This is a genomic window from Nocardia sp. CY15 (assembly GCF_009829295.1).
In the GTDB taxonomy this organism is placed as follows: domain Bacteria; phylum Actinomycetota; class Actinomycetes; order Mycobacteriales; family Mycobacteriaceae; genus Nocardia; species Nocardia sputi.
The window spans coordinates 38,882-60,309 of the sequence record NZ_VUOT01000010.1 but is presented as its reverse complement, the minus strand read 5'-3'; the positions used below and the strand labels follow the sequence as shown (position 1 = coordinate 60,309).

Annotated in this window: 25 protein-coding genes; 7 read left to right on the top strand and 18 right to left on the bottom strand. The window is 68.3% G+C overall.

What is annotated here, in order from left to right; all coding sequences use genetic code 11:
* Positions 1-131: 131 nt before the first annotated feature.
* From GVY39_RS14545 to GVY39_RS14505, 9 genes are all read right to left on the bottom strand, one after another.
* On the bottom strand, positions 132-884 hold the full coding sequence (locus GVY39_RS14545) for a DUF427 domain-containing protein (protein WP_159924692.1): 753 nt from the start codon (positions 882-884) through the stop codon (positions 132-134).
* 58 nt (positions 885-942) lie between these two features.
* Entirely contained in the window at positions 943-2,181 is a 1,239-nt protein-coding gene (locus tag GVY39_RS14540; protein WP_159924693.1) for an MFS transporter, read from the bottom strand.
* Positions 2,178-2,636 carry a MarR family winged helix-turn-helix transcriptional regulator gene (locus GVY39_RS14535; protein ID WP_236565460.1) on the bottom strand — a complete coding sequence of 153 codons (459 nt, stop codon included), beginning with the start codon at positions 2,634-2,636 and terminating at the stop codon, positions 2,178-2,180. The genes GVY39_RS14540 and GVY39_RS14535 overlap by 4 nt, the downstream gene beginning before the upstream one ends.
* Positions 2,637-2,841: 205 nt before the next feature.
* Positions 2,842-4,239: an FAD-binding oxidoreductase gene (locus tag GVY39_RS14530; protein ID WP_159924697.1), complete on the bottom strand. Its 1,398-nt coding sequence runs from the start codon at positions 4,237-4,239 to the stop codon at positions 2,842-2,844.
* 172 nt (positions 4,240-4,411) lie between these two features.
* Entirely contained in the window at positions 4,412-5,515 is a 1,104-nt protein-coding gene (locus GVY39_RS14525; RefSeq protein WP_159924699.1) for an acyl-CoA dehydrogenase family protein, read from the bottom strand.
* Positions 5,516-5,576: 61 nt separating this feature from the next.
* The gene (locus GVY39_RS14520) at positions 5,577-6,608 is read right to left on the bottom strand and encodes an acyl-CoA dehydrogenase family protein (RefSeq protein WP_159924701.1); all 1,032 of its coding nucleotides are present in this window, start codon (positions 6,606-6,608) and stop codon (positions 5,577-5,579) included.
* On the bottom strand, positions 6,605-7,747 hold the full coding sequence (locus GVY39_RS14515; RefSeq protein ID WP_159924703.1) for an acyl-CoA dehydrogenase family protein: 1,143 nt from the start codon (positions 7,745-7,747) through the stop codon (positions 6,605-6,607). Before GVY39_RS14515 ends, GVY39_RS14520 begins: the two co-directional genes overlap by 4 nt.
* The gene (locus tag GVY39_RS14510) at positions 7,747-8,652 is read right to left on the bottom strand and encodes an enoyl-CoA hydratase (protein ID WP_159924705.1); all 906 of its coding nucleotides are present in this window, start codon (positions 8,650-8,652) and stop codon (positions 7,747-7,749) included. Before GVY39_RS14510 ends, GVY39_RS14515 begins: the two co-directional genes overlap by 1 nt.
* Entirely contained in the window at positions 8,652-10,205 is a 1,554-nt protein-coding gene (locus GVY39_RS14505; protein WP_304654136.1) for a FadD3 family acyl-CoA ligase, read from the bottom strand. Before GVY39_RS14505 ends, GVY39_RS14510 begins: the two co-directional genes overlap by 1 nt.
* A gap of 75 nt (positions 10,206-10,280) precedes the next feature.
* Here GVY39_RS14505 and GVY39_RS14500 point away from each other — a divergent pair, with 75 nt between their 5' ends.
* Both GVY39_RS14500 and GVY39_RS14495 read left to right on the top strand, forming a co-directional pair.
* The gene (locus GVY39_RS14500) at positions 10,281-11,498 is read left to right on the top strand and encodes an acyl-CoA dehydrogenase family protein (protein ID WP_159924707.1); all 1,218 of its coding nucleotides are present in this window, start codon (positions 10,281-10,283) and stop codon (positions 11,496-11,498) included.
* A complete protein-coding gene (locus GVY39_RS14495; protein WP_159924709.1) occupies positions 11,495-12,292 on the top strand; it encodes an SDR family oxidoreductase in 798 nt (265 codons plus the stop codon). Before GVY39_RS14500 ends, GVY39_RS14495 begins: the two co-directional genes overlap by 4 nt.
* Here the strand turns inward: GVY39_RS14495 and GVY39_RS14490 are convergent.
* Positions 12,280-12,492, bottom strand: a complete 213-nt coding sequence (locus tag GVY39_RS14490; protein ID WP_159924711.1) for a hypothetical protein — start codon at positions 12,490-12,492, stop codon at positions 12,280-12,282. The genes GVY39_RS14495 and GVY39_RS14490 overlap by 13 nt on opposite strands.
* Here GVY39_RS14490 and GVY39_RS14485 point away from each other — a divergent pair.
* The 3 genes from GVY39_RS14485 to GVY39_RS14475 are packed head-to-tail and all read left to right on the top strand — an operon-like array spanning position 12,491 to position 15,124.
* The gene (locus tag GVY39_RS14485) at positions 12,491-13,264 is read left to right on the top strand and encodes a hypothetical protein (RefSeq protein WP_236565461.1); all 774 of its coding nucleotides are present in this window, start codon (positions 12,491-12,493) and stop codon (positions 13,262-13,264) included. The genes GVY39_RS14490 and GVY39_RS14485 overlap by 2 nt on opposite strands.
* 38 nt (positions 13,265-13,302) lie before the next feature.
* Complete coding sequence (locus tag GVY39_RS14480) at positions 13,303-13,920, top strand: TetR/AcrR family transcriptional regulator (protein WP_159924713.1); 618 nt, start codon at positions 13,303-13,305, stop codon at positions 13,918-13,920.
* Between the two features lie 49 nt (positions 13,921-13,969).
* Positions 13,970-15,124, top strand: coding sequence for an acetyl-CoA C-acetyltransferase (locus tag GVY39_RS14475; RefSeq protein ID WP_159924841.1), 1,155 nt, complete (start codon positions 13,970-13,972; stop codon positions 15,122-15,124).
* A gap of 125 nt (positions 15,125-15,249) precedes the next feature.
* Here GVY39_RS14475 and GVY39_RS14470 read toward each other — a convergent pair whose 3' ends face one another.
* The 5 genes from GVY39_RS14470 to GVY39_RS14450 all read right to left on the bottom strand — a co-directional run bounded on the left by GVY39_RS14470 (position 15,250) and on the right by GVY39_RS14450 (position 18,996).
* A complete protein-coding gene (locus GVY39_RS14470) occupies positions 15,250-15,588 on the bottom strand; it encodes a hypothetical protein (RefSeq protein ID WP_159924715.1) in 339 nt (112 codons plus the stop codon).
* Positions 15,589-15,741: 153 nt separating this feature from the next.
* Positions 15,742-16,521 carry an ESX secretion-associated protein EspG gene (locus tag GVY39_RS14465; protein ID WP_159924717.1) on the bottom strand — a complete coding sequence of 260 codons (780 nt, stop codon included), beginning with the start codon at positions 16,519-16,521 and terminating at the stop codon, positions 15,742-15,744.
* Positions 16,514-17,824, bottom strand: a complete 1,311-nt coding sequence (locus tag GVY39_RS14460) for a hypothetical protein (RefSeq protein WP_159924719.1) — start codon at positions 17,822-17,824, stop codon at positions 16,514-16,516. Before GVY39_RS14460 ends, GVY39_RS14465 begins: the two co-directional genes overlap by 8 nt.
* On the bottom strand, positions 17,821-18,201 hold the full coding sequence (locus GVY39_RS14455; protein ID WP_159924721.1) for a hypothetical protein: 381 nt from the start codon (positions 18,199-18,201) through the stop codon (positions 17,821-17,823). The genes GVY39_RS14460 and GVY39_RS14455 overlap by 4 nt, the downstream gene beginning before the upstream one ends.
* 9 nt (positions 18,202-18,210) lie before the next feature.
* The gene (locus GVY39_RS14450) at positions 18,211-18,996 is read right to left on the bottom strand and encodes a DUF3558 domain-containing protein (protein ID WP_236565462.1); all 786 of its coding nucleotides are present in this window, start codon (positions 18,994-18,996) and stop codon (positions 18,211-18,213) included.
* Between GVY39_RS14450 and GVY39_RS14445 the strand changes: the two genes are divergently transcribed.
* Positions 18,886-19,113 (top strand): DUF397 domain-containing protein, encoded by a 228-nt coding sequence (locus GVY39_RS14445; RefSeq protein WP_159924725.1) that lies wholly within the window; start codon positions 18,886-18,888, stop codon positions 19,111-19,113. The genes GVY39_RS14450 and GVY39_RS14445 overlap by 111 nt on opposite strands.
* A gap of 96 nt (positions 19,114-19,209) precedes the next feature.
* On the opposite strand, the gene GVY39_RS14440 is transcribed toward GVY39_RS14445, so the two are convergent.
* Positions 19,210-19,581: a VOC family protein gene (locus GVY39_RS14440; protein ID WP_159924727.1), complete on the bottom strand. Its 372-nt coding sequence runs from the start codon at positions 19,579-19,581 to the stop codon at positions 19,210-19,212.
* Positions 19,582-19,684: 103 nt separating this feature from the next.
* Here GVY39_RS14440 and GVY39_RS14435 point away from each other — a divergent pair, with 103 nt between their 5' ends.
* Entirely contained in the window at positions 19,685-20,161 is a 477-nt protein-coding gene (locus GVY39_RS14435; protein ID WP_201295223.1) for a MarR family winged helix-turn-helix transcriptional regulator, read from the top strand.
* 370 nt (positions 20,162-20,531) lie between these two features.
* On the opposite strand, the gene GVY39_RS14430 is transcribed toward GVY39_RS14435, so the two are convergent.
* Positions 20,532-20,780 carry a hypothetical protein gene (locus tag GVY39_RS14430; RefSeq protein WP_159924729.1) on the bottom strand — a complete coding sequence of 83 codons (249 nt, stop codon included), beginning with the start codon at positions 20,778-20,780 and terminating at the stop codon, positions 20,532-20,534.
* A 166-nt stretch (positions 20,781-20,946) separates the two neighbouring features.
* Positions 20,947-21,411 carry a YbhB/YbcL family Raf kinase inhibitor-like protein gene (locus GVY39_RS14425; protein ID WP_159924731.1) on the bottom strand — a complete coding sequence of 155 codons (465 nt, stop codon included), beginning with the start codon at positions 21,409-21,411 and terminating at the stop codon, positions 20,947-20,949.
* Positions 21,412-21,428 lie beyond the last annotated feature (17 nt).

Below are 21,428 nucleotides of genomic sequence, written 5' to 3'. Positions count from 1 at the left end.
GTCCGGCGTCGATCAGCCGCGCTCGGAATCGGATAGAGCGGCGGCCACCGCGAGGGGAGCAAGCTTTGGATGGCCACCGTGACGGCGATGCCGCCGAACGGGGGGGACGGGCTCGCCGGGTATCGCTGAGCTCAGCTGAACGGCGAGCGGGGCCGCTGCTGGAGTTCACCGTCCACGTAGATGTCGACCTTCTCGTTGTAGAAGCAGACCAGCCCGGCGACTTTCTGGCTCTCCGGGAGCGGCGTGCGATAGCCCCACACGTAATCGGGATATTCCTTGCCTTCGACGCGGACGGTCCAGTAGTCGGCGGTGCCCTTGTACGGGCAGCTGGTGTGGGTGGCCGACGGGTACAGCAACTCCATGCGGACGTCGGTCATCGGCAGGTAATACCGGGCGGGCAATCCGGTTTCGAAAAGGATGCGCGGCGCGCGTGAGTCGGCGACGGTGACGCCGTCGATCTCCACCCGCACGTGCCGGGAGCTGGCCAGGATGTCCACGCGCGAGTACGGGTCGCGCGGATGGACGTAGATCGGTTCGTCTTCCTCGAACCACTCGTCCATCGCGCCCCACTCCAGCCGGACGAGGTCCCGCAACGCGGTGAGCGGTGAGTCGTGGTACCGCAGCGCCGCCCCGCCGGCCGTCGTGCCGTCGACCATGACGTCGTAGACGGTCGCGTCACCGCGGCTGGGAGAGTGCGCGGTGGCTTCGCTCGGCTCGAGCTTCGCGCGCAGATCCGTGACCGGGAGATAATAGGTCGGATAGTGCGGGTTCTCCCACACCAGCACCGGCCGCACGCTGTCGGCCACCAAGTGCCCGCCCAGATAGACGCGCACACGCTTCTGGCTGGTCTCGACCCTGACGCGGCCCCGGTTCGCTTCGGTCATATCTGTCGACCGTACTCCTCGCAGCGGCCCGCGCCAGGGCCTTCGACCAGGCTTCGGCTCAGTCGCCGACGGTGATGGCCCGCGCTTCCTCGACGCTGTGCGGTGCGGGGTCGTGGTCGTCGATATGGGCGAGAGCCGCCCGTCCGGCCAGGAGCACGGCCACCGCCGCCGCCGTGCACGCCGCGCCGACCCAGAACGGCAGCGCGACGCTGTGCTCGCCCAGCTTGCCCGCGAGATAGGGAGCCGACGCGCCGCCCGCGAAGCGGACGAAGCTGTAAGCCGCCGACGCGGTGGAACGCTCCACCGGCGCCGAGATCATCACGGCCTCGGTGATCAGCGTGTTGTTCACGCCGAGGAAAAGGCCCGCGAGCACCGTTCCGGCGATCAGCACCGGCTTGTGCTCGGCGAAGACCGCCATCACCGCCAGATCCGCCGCGAACAATCCCAGTGCGAGACCCATCATCGGCAGCGAACCGAATCGGCGCTGCAACCGGGGAGCCAGGAACACCGACGCGATCGCCAGCAGCACACCCCAGCCGCAGAAGATGAACCCGATCGCGTAGGTGCCCATGTCCAGGGGGAAGGGGGTGTAGGCGAGCACGGTGAAGAAGCCGAAGTTGTACAGCAGGGCGGTGACGCTCACGACCAGCAGCCCGCGGTGGCGTAGCGCGCGGAACGGCGCGGCGATCGAGGTGCGGTGCGTGGGTCTGGGTCCTTCCGGCAGCAGCACGACGATGCTGATCAGCGCGACGGCCATCAGCGCCGAGACGCCGAAGAACGGCCCGCGCCAGCTGATCCCGCCGAGCATGCCGCCGACCAGCGGACCGGTGGCGATGCCGATGCCCAGCGCCGCCTCGTACAGGATGATCGCGCGTGCCACGCCGCCGCTCGCCGCACCGACGATGGTGGCCAGCGCGGTGGCGATGAACAGCGCGTTGCCCAGGCCCCAGCCCGCGCGGAACCCGACGATCTGCGCCACCGTGTCCGACAGGCCGGCCAGCGCCGCGAACACGATGATGATCGTCAATCCGGCCAGCAGTGTCTTCTTGGCGCCGAAGCGGCTGGACACCACACCGGTGACCAGCATGGCCAAACCCGTCACCAGCATGTAGCTGGTGAACAGCAACGACACCTGGGAAGGGGAAGCGCGCAGCTGCTCGCCGATCGGTTTGAGAATGGGATCGACCAGGCCGATGCCCATGAACGCGATCACGCTCGCGAACGCGACCGCCCAGACGGCCTTCGGTTGCTTGGTGTTGTCCGCGACCGGGGCGCGGGTGGGAGCCACAGTACTCATCGATGTTCCCTCGAGATCGGATCGTGCTGTCGCGCAGCCTGTTTCAGGGCCTCCAGCAGGTCGTGCAATTCGGTGTCCAGCCGCATCAGGCGTTCGTCGTCGAAGCCGGGAAGGTGTCCGCCGATCGCGGTGGCGAATGCTCGGCGGAACTCGGCCAGCCGGGTCCGCCCGGCCGGGGCGAGTTCGACGATGACGGCCCGGAAGTCCTCCGGGTCCTTACGCCGGGTCGCGAAGCCTTCCGCGACCAGCTTGCCGATCAGCGCCGTTGCCGCCGGCTGTGAACATCGGTCGATCCTGGCGAATTCGCTGACCCGCAGCGCGCCGTGTTCGTCGAGCACCGCCAGTGCCCGCAACACGGCCCGCGGCAGCTCGTCGCCGCTGACCACCCCGGCCAGCCGAGTGAGCCTGCCCGCGGTGACGAGAAGGTCGACGACGATGTCATCCGCTGTATTCACCGAAGCCGGCTGCACAGGAATATTATTACATAGGCTAACTATCTATCGGTGGTGAGGTCGGCCACGGACTCGATCTCGAAGCGGCTCGCGCGGGAACGCTCCGGCGGCTTCTCGAGCCGTCTGGACGAGGTCTTGATGGCCGACCGTGGGCACGGCAGTCGACGGGCGGCGAGTCACCGGTGGATACGGCAGCCCGCTCGCGGGGTCAGCCCGGGGTGATGTTGGCGTTTCGGTGGAAGACGTTGCCTGGGTCGTAGTGGGCCTTGATGCGGGCCAGCTTCGCGTATTTGGCGTCTCCGTAGGATTCGCGAACTCGGTCGCGGTTCCCGGCCGCCATGAAGTTCACATACCCGCCGCGATTGGAAGCCAAGGGGCTCAACGCCTCCCATGTCGTGCGCACCCATTCCCGGTCGACGGCGAGCGTCTCGGTGTCGGGAGCGATCGCGGTGATATTGCACCCATAATGCGGGGTGCGCGCGCCGCCGAACGCCGTGTCGTCCGCACCGACCGAGCTGAACGCGCCGCCGAGCGGAAAGATCGGCATGAACGACAGCGGGGCGGTCTTCTTGGGGGCGTTCTCGGTGAGGACCGCTATGACCTCGTTGGAGAAATCATCGAGGTCGAGCGCCTTTTCGTAGCCGTGGGCACCCCACGGCGCCGCGACGTCGAGCATCTGCTGCAAAGCGGCATACGGGATCGGGGTCATGAGTTCGAACAGCGGCGGCAGTGCCTCCCGGATCGGCGCCACCGCGGCGACGTGCTCCTCTGCTGTGCCGAAGCCGACGACGATCAAGGCATGACCCGGTCGGCCGTGGTACCGCTCCGGAACGAAAGGCGCCGGCGGCGCCGACATCTCCAGCGCCAAAAGCGCCCCCGACCGGCGCGGCAACGTGGGGATGAACTCGCGGATGAGGCGCAATGCGTCGGTGCCGTCCGGCATGTCCCAGAAGAACAGGCCGAGGTGTACCTCCGGCCCGACGTGATGCAGGCGGTACTCGAATTCGGTGACCACTCCGAAATTGCCGCCACCACCGCGCAAGGCCCAGAACAGGTCGGGATTCTCGCTCTCGGACGCCCGCACCACCTGGCCGTCGGCGAGGACCACCTGCGCCGAGACGACGTTGTCGGCCGCCAGCCCGGCCATGCGGGTCAGCCAGCCCATGCCGCCGCCGAGGGTGAGGCCGCCGACTCCGGTGTCGCTGATCACCCCGCCGGTCACCGCCAGCCCGTGCGCCTGGGTCGCGGCGTCCATGTCCGCCATCGTCGCGCCGCCGCCGACCCGGGCCCGCTCGGCCTCCGGGTCCACCACGACGCCCTTCAGTGCGCTGAGGTTGATCATCAGGCCGCCGTCACCGACCGCGGTCCCGCTGTAGGCATGCCCGCCGCCGCGCACGGATACCTCCAGCATCCGGTCCCTGCCGAAGGCCAACGCCGCGGCGACGTCACGGGAGGACAGGCATTGGGCTATCACCGCGGGATGCCGGTCGATGTCCGCGTTCCAGACGGCGCGGGCTCGGTCGTATCCGGCGTCCGCTGGGCCGTAGACCGGCCCGTCCATGGTGGACCGTAATGCCTCGAGATCGGAATTCACTGTTCGCGTCATGGCATCCTCCCGGCTGGTGGGCCCCGACGACTCGTTGGAAGACGAGCCGGTATCCCCGACTCGCGACGGCACCGATCCCGACCCGCGGTGCCACTTGTAAACACGCGCCCCCCGATAGGCGACTGTGGCGCGTATCACATCTTAGTTCATAGCGCCCAGCGCCGACAGCCTGTCAGGACAGGCGCACCGTCGGCCCGATCGATGCGCCGCTGCCCTCGGCTCGAGCCGGCTGCGTCACCGGCCGGTGCGGCGTGCCGAACAACTGTGCGTCCCCGTGGGCGCGCTTGAAGAACAGGTGCGCGTCGTGTTCCCAGGTGATCGCGATGCCACCGTGCAACTGGATGGTCTCGCCCGCGATGGCGGTGAGCGCCTCCGAGCAGTGCACGCGGGCGGCCCAAACGTCTTCGGCTGCCGCCGGACTGTTCGCCGCCACCGCCGCGGTGGCCGCCAGGGAGGCGGACCTGGCCGACTCCAGCAGCACGTACATGTCCGCCATGCGGTGCTTGAGGGCCTGGAAGCTGCCGATCGCCCGGCCGAACTGCACGCGAGACTTGGCGTAGTCCACCGTCATCTCGAGGCAGCGGTCCGCGGCGCCGACCTGTTCAGCGGCCAGTGCGGCCCAGGCGATGTCGCGCAGCCGGGCGACGGCCACGGCCGGATCGCCCGAGCCGAGCCGCCGCGCGGGCGCGCCCGCGAAGGAGATCTCGGCCAGTTTGCGGGTGGGGTCCATCGTGGGCGCGTGGCGCCGGGTGACGCCCGGGGCGGTGGGCTCGACCTCGAAGAGGCCGGTCGAGGTGACGACCACGAGGGTGTCCGCCGGCATCCCGTCGAGCACGTAGTGCGCGGTCCCGGTGAGGGCGCCGTCCGTCTCGTGCACGCCCGGCTCGTCCCAGCCGCGCTCGCCCGCCCAGCAGACCGCGATCGTGCGCGTACCCGCCGCGACCTCGGGCAGCAGCCGCGCGCATGCCACGGCGTCGCCCGACGCCAGCACGGCCTGCCCGCCGAGAACGGCCGACCCGAGCATGGGCACCCCGGCAAGCGTGCGGCCCAATTCGCCCACCACCAGCAGGGATTCGACCAGGCTCGCATCGAAGCCGCCGTACTGCTCGGGAATCGCCAGCGCGGCGACACCGATCTGCTCGCACAGCAGCCGCCACAGAGCCGGGTCGTAGCCGAGTTCGGTGTCCATCGCCGCGCGCACCGCGGTGGACCCGGCGTGCTTGGTCAGCAGCGCCCGGACCGAGGCGAGGAATTCCTGATGCTCGGCGGTGCTCATGCCGCGCCCTCCTTCGGGTTCACCGGTCTCGCGCCGGTACGCGGGCCGCGGGATCCGCCGCTCATGCGATGCCTCGCGCGGCGCGATCCCGGTCGGTCTCCTCGCGCAACGCCTGGGCGATCCGGGCACGGTGCAGATCGGCCGTGCCCCAAGCCGAACGCAGGGCGGTCACCTTGGTCAACCACAGCGAGAGGTCGTACTCGGCGGTGTAGCCGATCGCGCCGTGCACCTGGAGGGCGGCGCGGGCGGCGCGATAGGCCGCCTCACCGCAGGCGATCACCGCGGCCGAGACATCCCGCCCGCGAGTGGGTTCGGTCGTGGTCAGCGCTGCTCGGTAGAGCAGCGGTTCGGCCAGGTCCAACGCGATCAGCACGTCGGCGAGTTTCTGCTTCACGGCCTGGAACTCCCCGATCGGCTTGCCGAACTGCCTGCGCTGCTTGGCGTATTCGGTCGACGCGTGCAGCAGGGCCTTTCCGGCGCCGAGCAACTGCGCCGCACAGGCCAGCGCGCCGGCGTCGAAGCCCGCGGCCACGGCCGCGCGGACCTGCTCGCCCTCGGCGACGGTCTCGTCCGCGGCGACGGTGAACAGTCGGCGCGCGGGATCGACCGAGCGCACCGATCCCGCGCGATGTCCGGTGGCGAGTTGGTCGTCCGCGGCCAGCAGGACCACTCCGGCGGTGTCGGCGTCCAGCGCGACGTTGCTGTGACCGGATGAGGTGAAGGCGACGGTGCCCAGCGACGCCCCTTCCGCGAAGCCGGGCAGCCATCGCGCGGCCAGGCTCTGGTCCGGAAGCGCTTGCAGCAGGGCCGGGATCGCGGCGGCCGTCTCCACGAGGGGTCCCGGCACGGCCGCCCGGCCGATCTCCTGGAACGCCACGACCAGATCGATCGGTTCGGCGCCGATGCCGCCGTGCCGCTCGGCGACGGCCAAGCCGAGCACCCCGGCCTCGGCCAGCTGCCGGATCACCGCACGACCGGGTCCGTTGTCCCCCGAGGCCCACGCGCGCACCGCGGCGGGCGCGCGGCCCGCTTCCAGCAGTTTGCGCAGGCTGACGCCGAAATCGAGTTGTTCGGGGCTGAGCGCGAATCTCATCGGCTGTTTCCTCTCGGTAATCCGAGCAGCCGCTCGGCGATGATGTTGCGCTGAATCTCGTTGGTGCCCGCGTAGATCGGGCCGGACAGCGCGAAGAGGTAACCGTCGGTCCACGGCCCGGAACGCTCCGCCGCCGCGCCGAGCACCTCGAGCGCGGTCTCGTGCATGGCGATGTCCAGCTCGGACCAGAACACCTTGGTGATCGAGGATTCCGCGCCCAGCTTGCCGCCCTCGTTCAGCCGGGTGACCGTGCCGAACGTGTGCAGCCGGTAGGCCTCGCTGCCGATCCAGGCGTCCACCACCGCGTCGCGCTGCGCGGTGTTGTCCTGCGCGCCGGCCTCGCGCCACAGATCGATCAGCCGCTGCGCGGTGGCGCTGAACCGGCCGGGACTGCGCAGCGAGAGGCCGCGTTCGTTGCTGGAGGTGCTCATCGCCACCCGCCAGCCCTCACCGGGTGCGCCGATCACGTCACGGTCGGGCACGAACACGTCGTCGAGGAAGATCTCCGCGAAGCCGGGTTCGCCGTCCAGTTGCGGGATCGGGCGCACCGACACGCCATCGGCGGTCAGCGGGAACATGACGTAGGTGAGGCCCTTGTGCCGCTCGGCCTCGGGGTCGCTGCGAAACAGTCCGAACGCCCAGTCCGCGAAGGCGGCGCGCGAACTCCACGTCTTCTGGCCGTTCAGCAACCAGCCGCCGGGCGTGCGCCGCGCCGTCGAGCGGATACCGGCGAGGTCGCTGCCCGCTTCCGGCTCCGACCACGCCTGTGCCCAGATGTCGTCGCCGCGCGCCATCCGCGGCATGATCCGCTCCAACTGTTCCGGCGTGCCGTGTTCGAAGAGCGTCGGCGCCAGCAGGAATATGCCGTTCTGGCTGACCCGCCCCGGCGCGCCCGCCGCGTAGTACTCCTGCTCGAACAGCACCCAGTCCAGCAGTGTGGCGTCGCGCCCGCCGAACTCCTCCGGCCAGGCGACCACAGAGAGCCGCGCGTCGGCGAGGGTTCGCTCCCAGGAGCGGTGCGCCTCGAAGCCCGCCTTCGTGTCCATGGAAGGCAGTGGTTTCGAGGGTTTGCCGGCGGCCAGGAAATCGCGGACCTCCCGCTGGAATTCCTGACTCGCCTGGTCGAGATCCAGATCCACTACGCCGTTCCGTTCTGTTCTGCGGTGCTCGCGGAAGCCTTCATCGACTTGGCGTTCATGCCGCCGAGTGAGTCGGCGCCGACTTCGGCGTTGTGCGCGTGCGCGAAGTGGTGCAGGCCGAAGACCGAGTCCATGCCCGACCGCATGCCCATCAGGTCCTCGGCCTGGTTGACCGCCTTCTTCGTCAGCGCGAGACCGAATTGCGGCATCGCGGCTATCTTCTCGGCCAGCGCCAAGGTCTCGGTCTCCAGTTCGGCGCGCGGAACGACCCGGTTGACCATGCCCCATTCCTTGGCCTGCGCCGCGCCGAACCGGTCGCCGGTGAACAGGAACTCCTTGGCCGCGCGCGGCCCCATCACCCACGGGTGCGCGAAGTACTCCACGCCCGGAATGCCCATCCGGACCACGGGATCGGAGAAGAACGCGTCATCGGAGGCGATGATCAGATCGCACACCCAGGCCAGCATGAGCCCGCCCGCGATGCACGCGCCCTGCACCATGGCGATGGTCGGTTTGGGGATCTCCCGCCAGCGCCTGCACATACCGAGGTAGACCTCGAGCTCGCGGGCGAAGCGCTGATCGCCTCCGGCCCGGTCCACGTGGTCCCACCACAGCGCCGCCTTGTTCTGGTATCGCACGTGGTGGTCGCGGCCGGGCGTGCCGATATCGTGCCCGGCGCTGAAGTGCTTTCCGTTGCCCGCCAGCACGATCACGCCGACCTCGGCATCCTCCACGGCGCGCTCGAAGGCGGCGTCGAGCGCGTAGGTCATCACGGAGTTCTGCGCGTTGCGGTAGTCCGGCCGGTTCAGCGTGACGATCGCGACGCGACCGCGCCGCTCGTAGGTGACGACCGAACCTTCGTCCGGGATCGCCGGACCCTGGTCCGGGGTTGCCGGTTCCGACATTACGACTTCTCCTCACGTAGTTGGCGCTTGAGCACTTTCCCGGCGGCGCTGTAGGGCAGCTGGTCGCGGAATTCGATGAACCGCGGCACCTTGAAATTGGCCAGCACGGTGCCGGCGTGGGCGAGCACCTGTTCTTCGGTGAGTGCCGAGCCGGGTTTGCGCACCACGTATGCCTTGCCCACCTCACCCATCCTGGTATCGGGCACGCCGATCACCGCGGACTCGGCCACGCCGTCCAGCCGGGCCAGCGCCTGTTCGACCTCGGCGGGGTAGACGTTGAAGCCGCCGCAGATGTACATGTCCTTGAGCCGGTCGGTGATCTTCAGGTACCCGCGGTCGTCGACCGTGCCGATGTCGCCGGTGTGCAGCCAGCCGTCGGCGTCGATCGTCTCCGCGGTGCTGTCCGGGTCGTCCAGGTAACCGAGCATCACGTTCGGTCCGCGCAGCAGCACCTCACCCGCCGCGCCGATGCGCAGTTCGAAATCCGCGATCGGCCTGCCGCAGGTGTTGGCGATGGTCGCGGCGTCGTCGTCGACGCGGCACATGGTGCCGAATCCCGCGCTCTCGGACAGGCCGTAGGCGGTGATGACGACGTCGAACGCCAACACCGAGCGCATCCGCTCGATCAGCACCACCGGTACCGTCGCCGCGCCGGTGACGGCCACCCGCAGCGAGCTCAGATCGAATTCGGCGCGCCGCGGGAAATCCAGGATCGTCTGGTAGATGGTCGGCGGACCGGGCAGCACGGTGACCTGCTCGGCGCCGATCAGCCGCATCGTCTCCGGCACGTCGAAAGTGGCCTGCGGGATGATCGTGGCGCCGGTGACCAGGCAGGCGAGGATGCCGGCTTTATAACCGAAGTTGTGGAAGAACGGGTTCACCACCAGGTACCGGTCGTCCCCGCGCAAGGTGGCGCACTCGGCCCAGGCGCGCACCACCGACAGCGCCTGCCGGTGAGCGACCAGGGTGCCCTTGCTGCGGCCGGTGGTACCGGAGGTGAACAGGATGTCGGAAAGGTCCTCCGGGCGGACCGACTCGGCGCGTTCCTCTGCTTCCGCCACCGTGACCTGGGCGGCCACCGTCGCGAGTTCCGACCAGTCGAGCGCGGCGATATCGGTGTTCTCCGTGCCCGGCTCGACCGGGATCACCACCACCGTGTCGATTGCCAGATCGGGGGCCGCGGTCCGCAACTCGGCGAGCCGCTCGCGACCCAGGAAAGGCCCCGCGATGAACAGCGCCTTCGCGTGCACGCGCCCGAGCACGTCGGCGGCCTCCTCGGCCACGTAGCGGGTGTTCAGCGGCACCAGTGCCGCACCGGCGTAGTGCGCGGCCAACGCGGCGACCACCCAGTGGTGGGTGTTGGGCGCCCACATGGCCACGCGGTCGCCCGCCCGCACGCCGCGCGCGATGAGCGCCCGCGCCACTTCCTGGACCGCCGTGAGCAACTGCGTCCAGTCCAGCCGGACCGTGCCGTCGGCGATCGCGGGAGCGTCGCCGAAGGTCCGGGCGGCGTGGTGCAGTGCCATCGGTGTCGTCTGTGCAGGGGTTGTCACGGTTGTCCTCACCGTCCGCGAGTCACTTATGCGTGGACTCTACAAAGCAAGTGCTTGGTAGGTTATCCTACCGGCGTGGGTGCGATCCAGACCTCAGAATCCGACACCGCCGCGCCGGACGGGCGGTTTTCCGCTGCGCAGGACGAGCGATTCGCCGCCGAAGTGCGCGATTGGCTGGAGGAGAACCTCGGCGGCGAATTCCGCGAACTGCGCGGCCTCGGCGGTCCCGGCCGTGAACACGAGGCGTTCGACGAACGCCTGGCCTGGGATCGGCACTTGGCCGCGGCCGGATGGACCTGCCTGGGCTGGCCGAAGGAGTACGGCGGCCGCGCGGCCACGGTGCGCCAGCAGGTGATCTTCCACGAGGAATACGCCAAGGCGAACGCGCCCGCGCGGGTTTCGCACGTCGGCGAGGAACTGCTCGGCCCGACGCTGCTCGCCTTCGGCACCGAGGCGCAGAAGGACCGGTTCCTGCCCGGCATCCGCACGGTCGGTGAACTGTGGTGCCAGGGCTATTCCGAACCTGGCGCGGGCTCGGACCTGGCCGCGATCAGCACCGCCGCGCACCTGGACGGCGACGAGTGGTCTATCAACGGGCAGAAGATCTGGACCTCGCTGGCCCACGTCGCGGACTGGTGCTTCGTCGTTGCCCGCACCGAACGCGGTTCCACCAGGCACAAGGGCCTGTCCTACCTGCTGGTTCCGATGAAGCAGTCCGGCGTCGACGTACGCCCGATCATCCAGTTGACCGGTACCTCGGAGTTCAACGAAGTCTTCTTCGACAACGCCCGCACCGCCGCCGACCTGGTGGTCGGCGAGCCGGGCGACGGGTGGCGCATCGCCATGGGCACGCTCACCTTCGAGCGCGGCATCTCCACCTTGGGTCAGCAGATCCGGTTCGCCCGGGAGCTGGCCGACATCGAGGCCTTGGCCCGCCGCACCGGCGCGGCCGACGACCCGCTGATCGCCGACCGCATCGACCGGGCCTGGGTCGGGTTGCGGGTGCTGCGCGCACACGCCATGCGCACCATGGAGGGCGCGGGCGTCGACGACGGCGCGGGCCAGGCCTCGGTCGCGAAACTGCTCTGGGCCAATTGGCATCGCGGCCTGGGTGAGTTGGCCATGGCCGTGCTCGGTGCGCGCGGCCTGGTGGCGGGCGAGGACGATCTCGACGAATGGCAGCGGCTGTATCTGTTCACCCGCGCCGACACCATCTACGGAGGTTCGAACGAAGTGCAGCGCAACATCATCGCCGAGCGGGTGCTCGGCCTGCCGCGCGAGGCCCGTCCGTGACGGGCCCGCTGTCGGTCGCCCCCACGCCCGCTCCCGGGCACGGTCTGCTGACCGGCCGCACCGCGGTGATCACCGCGGCTGCGGGCACCGGCATCGGCTCGGCCACCGCGCGCAGACTGCTGGCCGAGGGTGCGGACGTGGTGGTCTCCGACTGGCACGAGCGGCGTCTGGCGGAGACCGCCACCGAGCTGGCCGCCGAGTTCCCGGACCGCAGGGTCGCCTCGATCGCCTGCGACGTACAGAGCACCGAACAGGTGAACGCGCTGGTGCGCGGCGCCGTCGAGGCCATCGGCCGGATCGACATCATGGTCAACAACGCGGGGCTCGGTGGCGAGACGCCGGTGGTCGACATGACCGACGAGCAGTGGGAGCGAGTTCTCGACATCACCCTCAACGGCACCTTCCGCTGCACCCGCGCCGCGCTCGGCTACTTCCGCGACGCGGGCCACGGCGGCGTGATCGTGAACAACGCCAGCGTGCTGGGCTGGCGCGCGCAGCACGGCCAGGCGCACTACGCCGCGGCCAAGGCGGGCGTGATGGCGTTGACCAGGTGTAGTGCGATCGAGGCCGCCGATCTCGGCGTCCGGATCAACGCGGTGGCCCCGAGCATCGCCAGGCACGCTTTCCTGGACAAGGTCAGCTCGACCGAGCTGCTGGACCGGCTGTCGGAGCGGGAAGCGTTCGGCCGCGCGGCCGAGCCGTGGGAGGTCGCCGCGACGATCGCCATGCTGGCCAGTGACTACACCACCTACCTGACCGGCGAGGTGGTCTCGATCAGTAGTCAACGCGCCTGAGCCAGGCCCCTCCCGAGCTCGTCCGCTCCGTCGCGGGCGGACGAGCACACCCGGCGACCGTCGAGCACCCGCTTGTCCGGCACGTCGGGGGAGACCTCGCGCGCCGTATTGCGATCGCCTTCTCGCATTGGTCGTCCCGCACAAAATGGGCGGCTGATCAGCTGGAAAAGGGCGAGCAGGAGGGCGCGCAGATGTGCCATGCTGGATGCGATCGGATCCGCGCTCTCCAAGGGGGCGATGGCTATGGGCCTGGATCGCCCACCTGCCCGCGAACAACTGGAACTCGACTTGGTGCGCGACGTCGTGCTGGCGAGGCGACGATTGGACAGCCTCGTGCTATCTGCGCTCACCCTGGGTGCCGAGCTCATCGAGCACACCTCCGAACGTGCGGTCGCGACGGCCGCCGCGCGCATTCTCGAGCAGCACGCCGTCGATGAGGGGGAGGTCGCCCGCGACCCGCGCGGCGCGCTGCGCGCCGATCTGGCGCGTGACCACGAGCGTGCCCGGCGCATCGGCCTCAGCGCCGAGGGCGCCGAGACCGAACAGCAGCGGCGCAGGCAGCGTCAGATGGCTCTGCTGTGCGAGGTGCGCGCCGACCTGCTCGCGGTGATCGCCAAATGCCGGGAATTCCGCTTCGACCGGGTGACGTTCGCCGACGAGATCGCACAGGGCCTGTGTGCCGCCACCGACAAGCTGGTGATCGGCGCCGACATGGACACCTACCACGCCTGGCAGCGCGGCATGGTGCTCAAGCTGAGCGAGGAACCGGTGCGGGGCGGCCCGCCGCGGGTGATGGCCACGGTGGACGCCGGTCCGGACCGCGGTCAGCTCACCGTGGAGTGGGATAGCTGCGAACGTCGTCTCGCGCTCGTCGCGCGGATGGCGCGGGCTGGCGTCTCGCCCGTGGTCATCTGCGATCGCCTGCTCGCCGACCTCTCGGTTTCCTCGCCGCTGCGCTATTCGGAGCGTTGAGCAGGAGGACTCGACCCAAGCAAATGCTTGGTTGTATCATGGGCCGTGTGACCGCACCAGACGCCTCGAAATCAGCACGGCGCAGCGAGTTGCTCGCCATGGCGGCCGAACTGTTCGCCGAGCGGGGATTACGCGCCACCACAGTGCGTGACATCGCCGACGCGGCCGGAATCCTATCGGGGAGCCTCTATCACCATTTCGATTCCAAAGAGTCGATGGTGGACGAGATCCTGCGCGGCTTCTTGGACGACCTGTTCGGCCGCTACCGCGAGATCGTCGCCTCCGGCCTGAGTTCGCGAGACACCTTGGAAGCTCTGGTGCTCGCGTCCTACGAGTCGTTCGACCGGTCGCACGCGGCGGTGGCGATCTACCAAGCCGAGGCGAAGCGGCTGCGCGCCTCGGAACGGTTCACCTACATCGCCGACTACAACCGCGAATTCCGCGAGCTGTGGCACCGGGTGCTGACCAACGGCGTCCAGGACGGCAGCTTCCGGCCGGAGCTCGACGTCGAACTGGCCTACCGGTTCCTGCGTGACACGGTCTGGGTCGCGGTGCGGTGGTACCGGCCGGGTGGGCCCATCACCGTCGAGAACCTCGCAAAGCAGTACCTGACCATCGTGCTCGACGGGCTCACCGTCCCCGGGCGCATCACGTAGGAGTCCTTACATGTCAGCACCTTCCGCGCCTCGCCGTCCGTATGCCCCGCTGCGGGACGCCTATGTGGTCGATGCGGTACGCACCCCGGTCGGCAAGCGCGGCGGCGCGCTGGCGGGCGTGCATCCGGCCGATCTGGGCGCGGCCGCCTTGCGCGGTCTCTTGGACCGCAGTCCGATCGATCCGGGCGCCGTGGACGATGTCATCGTCGGTTGCGTCGACAACGTCGGTCCGCAGGCGGGCAACATCGGTCGCACCATGTGGCTGACCGCCGGGTATCCCGAAGAGGTTCCCGGCGTCACGGTGGACCGGCAATGTGGATCCAGCCAGCAGGCCATCAATTTCGGCGCGCAGGCCATCATGAGCGGCACCGCCGAGGTGATCGTCGCGGGCGGCGTGCAGAACATGAGCGCTATCCCCATCTCCGCCGCCATGCTCGCGGGCAAGGAGTACGGCTTCGACTCGCCCTTCGTCGGAGCCCAAGGCTGGGACCACCGCTACGGCACCGGCGAGGTGACGCAGTTCCGCGCGGCACAGCTGATCGCCGAGAAGTGGGGCATCAGCCGGGAAGAAATGGAGCGCTGGGCGCTGCGCAGCCACGACCGGGCCCGCGACGCGATCAAGAACGGCCGCTTCGACAACGAGATCGTGCCGGTCGGCGACTTCTGGATCGACCAGGGGCCGCGCGAGACCAGCCTGGAGAAGATGGCTTCGCTGCCGCCGCTGGCCGAGGGCAGCCCGCTGACCGCCGCCGTGGCCAGCCAGATCTCCGACGGCGCCAGCGCCACCCTGCTCGCTTCGGAGTGGGCGGTCGAGGAGTACGGCCTGACGCCGCGAGCGCGCATCCATCATGTGAGCGCGCGCGGAGCTGACCCGATCTTCATGCTCACCGCACCCATTCCGGCGACCAAGTGGGCGCTGGAGAAGACCGGTCTGACTATCGACGACATCGACGTGATCGAGATCAACGAGGCGTTCGCGCCGGTGGTGCTGGCCTGGTTGAAGGAGACCGGCGCCGACCCGGAGAAGGTCAATGTCAACGGCGGCGCGATCGCCCTCGGGCACCCCCTGGGAGCCACCGGCGCAAAGCTTTTCGCGACGCTGCTCAACGAGCTCGAGCGGATCGAGGGCCGCTACGGCCTGCTCACCATCTGCGAGGGCGGCGGCACGGCCAACGCGACCATCATCGAGCGCCTGCCCCGCTGATCTGCGACGAGCGGCACGTTCGGCGAGATCTAGTCGCCGAACGTGCCGCTCGGCACGCATCGTCTCTACAACGCCGCAGCCGGGGCCGGGGTCCAGTCGGACTGCACCTCGTGGTCCGACTGTCTCTATGACGAACCGTCGTTGATGGGGTTGCGGCTCGCGGAGTTCCCGGAGGAGTCGGGTTCTTCGTCGCTGCGGGCGGCGGGCTTACCCTCGCCGCCTTCGCCTTTACCTTTTCCCTTGCCTTTACCTTTTCCCTTCCCCTTTCCTTTTCCCTTGCCTTCGCCTTCGTCGGCGTTACTCGCGTCGGAGGGCGGTCCCTGCGTTTCATCCTGTGCCAGATACGCGACCGGCCCGCCGCCACTCGTCTCGCTCGCGGCGGGTTGCGCGACGAGTCCCACGGTCAACGCGCCCGTGGCGACCGCCGCTACCGTCACGGCGATTCGAACGGATGACTTCGCCACTACCAAACCTCCCTGGTGATCGGTTTCGTTGGTGGAGCAGCGCGAAGTTAGCACCGGCGCGAGCGGGGTTTCTCGGGCTCGCCGCGCCCTGATCGCCGTCGTGACAAGGTCGACATTCCGCCGTGACGCACACCCGATTTGTTCGGAAAGTTCTTATTGCTGCGACCGGAGATATTCGTCGTGTTCGCGGTCTTCTCGGTAGTAGCGCTGGGTCAGCACGGCGAGACGGTTGATCTCGGCTGCCATGGCGGCGGGTTCGAGGGGCTTGGCGATGATGGGATCGCCGGTCTTGACGTAGTAGCGGCCGTCGGCGTAGTCCATCCACCAGAACCCGCGTCCGAAACCCGGGCGGGCATCGACGGCGGAGCCCGCGACTACGGTGACCTCACCGAGGCCGAGGCGTTCGCGTTTGAAGATCCGGTCCAACTGCGCGACGATGCCGATCTCATACGGCTTGCGGACCGGCCGCTCCCGGTCGGCGCTCACTTCTTCCCGGCGCACCTCGATCGGTGGGTGCGTGCCCGCCGGCATCTTGGGCAGCGCGGCAACCGCTTTGGCGGCGACTCGTCGCGCGGCGCAATAACTCACGATCACGTCGCCGCCGGTGTCCGGCGCTGTACCGGGAAGCTGGACCAGAGTGGCGCCGATGCTCCCACGCACGGCCCCGTGGAAACGGAAGACGATCGACATGTCCGGGCCACCCATCCCTTTGGACTCGACGCGGACCTCCGGTTCCAGTAATACGTCGAGTGCCCGTTCCAGGTCGACTGCGTATCGGCCGAGTAGCGCGTCGACCGCCGCCTCGCGTTGACGCTTCAGGTCGGCGAAATCCATCTCTTCCGGTCGGAATCGCAGCGGGTAGGGCAGGCGGTCTCGACCGTAGGCGGCCCAGAGGATCTCGAATTCCTGCCCGGTGAATCGCCAGTCAGCCATTCGGGTTGTCTCCACCGATGACCGGAGGAACCGATTTCGGCAAGGAGTCCAGACCGGTGAGTTCCTCGCCGTTGTGCTGATTGATCAGGTAGTCCTTGACTCCCGAGGTCTCCCGCTCGTCGTCCTTGCCGCGAGCCGCCATACCCGGTGCGATGCCGGACGTGCCTGCCGCGCCGGCTCGAGCCGCCGGGTGGCCCGTTGCCGTGGCGGCCGGAACCACACTCGGCTGCTGCGGACCGGCCGGGACATTGCGGCCCGGTGCAGGAGTGCCGGTGGTATTCGGCGTGCCGGGAGCGCTGGGGGTGGTGGGACGCGGGGGAGTGTTCGGGCGAGTCGTGCCGGGTCTGCCTGGGGCCGTCGGGGTCGCGGTGTTGAGGGCCGGAGTCGGTGTATTGGTGTTGTTCGATGTGGTCGACGGTGGGTTCGAGGTGGTGTGCTGCACGCTCGTCGGCTGGTCCACACCCGCCGGGGTGACCGCGTGCGGAGTGGTGGCGGCCGGGCCGGTCTCGGCCGATTGCTGCTGGTCGCCGTCGGACTGTTCGGTGGACTCCGGTTGCGCTTCGGAACTGTCGGAAGCGGAGGTTGCCTGTACTCCAGCGGAATTCGATGTAGCTGATGATGACGTACCCGGCTGCGGCTCGGGATCCGCCACGATCTGCGGAGCTGTCGGAAGGACGGGCACGCCATGGTCGGTCTGAGTGGCCACTTGCCCGTACACCGTGCGCAGGATCCGCCGCGCCTCCTGCGTGGCTTCCTCCTCGGTGTAATCGCCCGCCTTCATGACGCCGTCCTGGGGCAATGTCTTACCCGTCAGTTCTGGGCGTTCGGTGGCCTGCGGCATCAACGCCTGCGTCTGCTCGAGACCGGTATGCATCTCGGACAGCTTGAAACTCACCAGGGCAGCGGCATCGGCCAGAGTCTCCGACTGGTTCCGGTAGTTCGTGACCGCGTCAGCGGCTGCCTTGCCGGATTGCCCCGTCCACCCCGGATTGGTGCCCTCGCCGGTCACGGTGCGGCCGAACTGCTCGTTGAACGCCTGAATCGCACCGGTCAGATTCATCCCGATGTTCAGCCACGCCTCGGACGCCTCCCGCACCGTCCCCGGCCGCATCGCGTTCACGGCATCGACCATCTGCGCCAACGTCATACTGTCGTAGTTGTCCGGCCCCGGAATCCGCGGCGGCTCGTATTCCCCCTCAAACGACGAACCCAACCGGCTGGTGAAGTCGTAGATCGTGTCGCGCTCCCGATTCCACTGCTCCTGCGCGGCGATGATCCGATCGCGGTACTCCTCGTAGGTCATGGGATGGCGTCCAAACCGGTGAACTGGTCAGCTCTGGACTGGTCCAGCTCAACGAAGTTCGCGATGGCTTTGGCGACAACTTCTTTCGCGATCTTCACCGCGTCGATGTGTTGCATGAGGAGGGCGTCCAAGGATTGAGCTGTTCCGGTCGCCTTCAGGCTGAATTTTTCTTCGAGTGCCTGACCTGACGGAAGTGTGCCGAATCCGGATACGCGCCGCACGTATGCGGCCGACTCCAAGATTCCGTCGAGCTTGTGGAGGTAGTCGTCGCAGACCTTGTCCAGACCCTTGCCGATCTCCGGGTGCAAAGTGAGTTCACCCGCGTTGGCTGAGTTGAGCAGTCCCCGCCACTCGGCTGGATTCACGCCGAAGTTCACAGCTCCTCCTCAACTTCCCGGCAGGTACTCGACCAGATCTTGTGCGTGGTCACGTGCCTGCACGCACGGATCTCCTTGCTTGCCCACCGAATAGCGAGTCGTCACGTAGAACATGACCGTCCCGCGCGGAACCTCCACTGCTACCGTGCAATTGAGACGTTGCGCATCGCCGACATCCAAGAACTGGACGGCATGGAGCGTGCCCACCGTCAGCGGCGAGAAGGCCTCGAAGTCGGAGCGTTTCCGGATGTCGTCCATTGTTGGGGTTCCGGAAAGGACACCAAGGCTGTACCAACGCGCTGTCGCTCGCCAGCTGCACACCTTCCACCCGGTGAAATCGACGCCTGCGACATCCTTCGTCTTGGCGGCCGCGTCGAGGCCGGTCCCGGAGACGGCGGATTCCGGAAGGTCGCATGGGTCCCACAGCGCAGCGTCCGCGTCGGTCGACTTCGGAGCGACGGGTGCTGACGTCCCCTCGTTTGACGTCGTGGTTGTGGAACCATCGGTGGAGTCCCCGCACCCAGCCAGCACGACCACTGCACCGACCGCGAGCGCGGCACCGCGCAGAACCTTCCCCCAGCTCGTCATCGGTTCCTCACCGCCGGTGCCGTACCGCATCGACGAGGGCCGGACCGGCTTCTCCGCCCCCTGCAAGCTGAGATCGACGCTACTGGCCCCGTCCCAATGGTTGCAACCAGTTCGGTGCTGATTCGTTGGGGGGTTCAGTGGTTCAAAAGCAGCTGCAGCGGCACCCATTCCGATTGCGTCGAAGTCGCTTTCCTGGTCGGAGACCACGTCGGCGTGCGGGGCTCCAAGAACCCGACCGGTTCCGCGCTCGTCTTCACCACCGGTGGGTGGGAGGCGTTCACGGTGGACTTGCACGCTGGGGAGTTCAGGCGAACAGAAGCCTGAGCGTGCCACGCGTGAATGTGGTTGATCAACGATCCCCCGGAACCCATACGGCTCCGGGGCGATCGGCTTCTGTCGAGAGTTGGCTCGGGGCTCAGCTCACGGCACCGCGGTGAACAGTTCATAGCTGTGCCCATTGGGATCGCGCACATAGACTCCTCGACCTCCGCCGAGGTGATTGATCTGCCGGTCCCATCCGTACTCCGGGCCGGACCCGTAGTCGACGCCCGCCCATTCCGATAGGCGTTCCAACACCGCGTCGAAGGTTTCCTCATCGACCAAGAACGCGTAGTGGCCGGGCTCGACCTGCCCGCGTTGATCGAAGTCGAAGGTCAGGTCTTCGTTGACCCGCACCGGCGCGAACGGCCCCGCCGGAGCCGCCACCTCCAGCCCCAGTAACTCGGCGAAGAAACTCGCGGCCACCTGTTTGTCGGCCGCGGGGACGATCGTGTGATTCAGGACGATGGACATGGTGCCCTCCGTTCATTTGCGTGCGATACGCACACAAATATAGGTGCACATCGCACGTAATGTCGAGCCATGTCCGCACCCGAGTGCTGGTAGGTTGGCGGCCGTGAACCGCTCCAGCGCCGACGTTCCCGAGATCGACGGCGGACCCGCGCTCTTTCGACTGGTCCGTTTCTGGTCCCGCCGCTGGATCAATCAAGCGCTGACCGGCGTACCGGCGGAACCGGACCACGACATGCGCCAGGCTCAACACGTCCAAGTCGTCGAAGCCGTGGCGGCCGCGCTGCGCACCGCCGAGGAAGCCACCGTCACCACCGTCGCCACCCAACTCGGCCTCGACCATTCCGGAGCCAGCCGCATGGTCCGCGACGCCGTCACATCCGGCTACCTGACCCGCACCGATTCCGCCCACGACCGCCGCCGCGTAGTCCTGAGCCTCACCGACGACGGCAACGACCTCCTCACCGCCTCCCACGACTGGCAACGCCGCTGCTTCGACCGACTCACCGCCACTTGGAGCCCCCGCGACCGCCGTCAATTCGCCACCTACCTGCAACGCCTGGCCGACGAGGCAACCACCTGAATTCTGGCCGTCTCGCGTAATCGGATGCGACCTGTCAGTCGCGATCGCCCATGTCCGCCGCCGGCGAACCTTTTGGGCGGCGCGTTGGCGCCGGCGATCAGTCGTGCATTGAACTTCGCGCGAACCCCGGCTGGTAGCGCCCGAAGGGCACCGAAGAGTAACTGCTCGGCACTGCCGGTCCGGGTTCGGCGGGCTCGAGGTCGCGTCAGGGCTCCGTTCGGCCCTGACGGCCGTACCTGTCGTCGAACCTGACGATGTCCTCGCGCCAGCCGTGGTCGGCTGTAGACGCTTCGAGCATGACCACGTCGGTTATCGCGGTCACCCGGTGCACTGCCCCGGCCGGGATGTGGATGACGTCGTCCGGGCCGAGTTACTCGCTGGTGAGCTCGGTCTCGGTGCGGCCGTAATCGACCCGCGCCTTGCCGGAGAGCACGAAGATCGTCTCCTCTTTCTGCAGGTGCTTCTGCAGGCTCAACGCGTGCCCGCTGCGCACATGCAAGACCTTCCCGACGTATTTGCCATCGACGACGGCGAATATCGACTCGTGGCCCCATGGCTTGTCCTGACGTTGCGCCTGGAAGATCCTCGCCTGCGCGGCGCTGGAGGTCGTCTCTGTCATCGCGGCTCTCCATGGTCTGCAGCGGCTGTTCGGTCGGCGGCCCCAAGGATATCGGCGCACGGACTCTTCCCGCTGTCGAGCCACGACACCGCGACACAGTTACCGGGACGACCTACCGCGTCGAACAATCCGATCAGTAGTCCAGCGCGGCGACCGCTTCAGGACTTCACTGGTCGGTCGTATAGGTGCCGATCAGCTGTCCGTCGCCGAGGCTCGCGTCGACTATCGCGGATCGCGCCTCGTCCGGTGGGGTGTCCGCGGCCACCTGTACGGGGCGAGAGAGTGCGTACACGATGAATCGGTAGTGGTGGACGCCGGTACCGGCGGGTGGGCACGGTCCGAAGTATTCGGCACGGTTCGCGCTGTTCAGGCTGACCAGCCCGCCCGCCGGGGTCTGCCCCTCGTCGGTAGACGTGGTGGTCGGCGGGATATTGCTGACCACCCAGTGGGTGAACAGGCCGCTGGGGGCGTCCGGGTCGTCCACGATCAGCGCCAGGTCGGCGGCTTGTGGGGGAGCTGTCCAGGTCAGCGGCGGCGGCTCGTTTCTGCCATTGCAGGTGTAGACCACCGGGATCGGGTCGCCATTGTCGAAAGCGGAACTACGCACGGAGATTTCGTTCGTCGCGGGCATCGCGGCCTCCGCTCGAG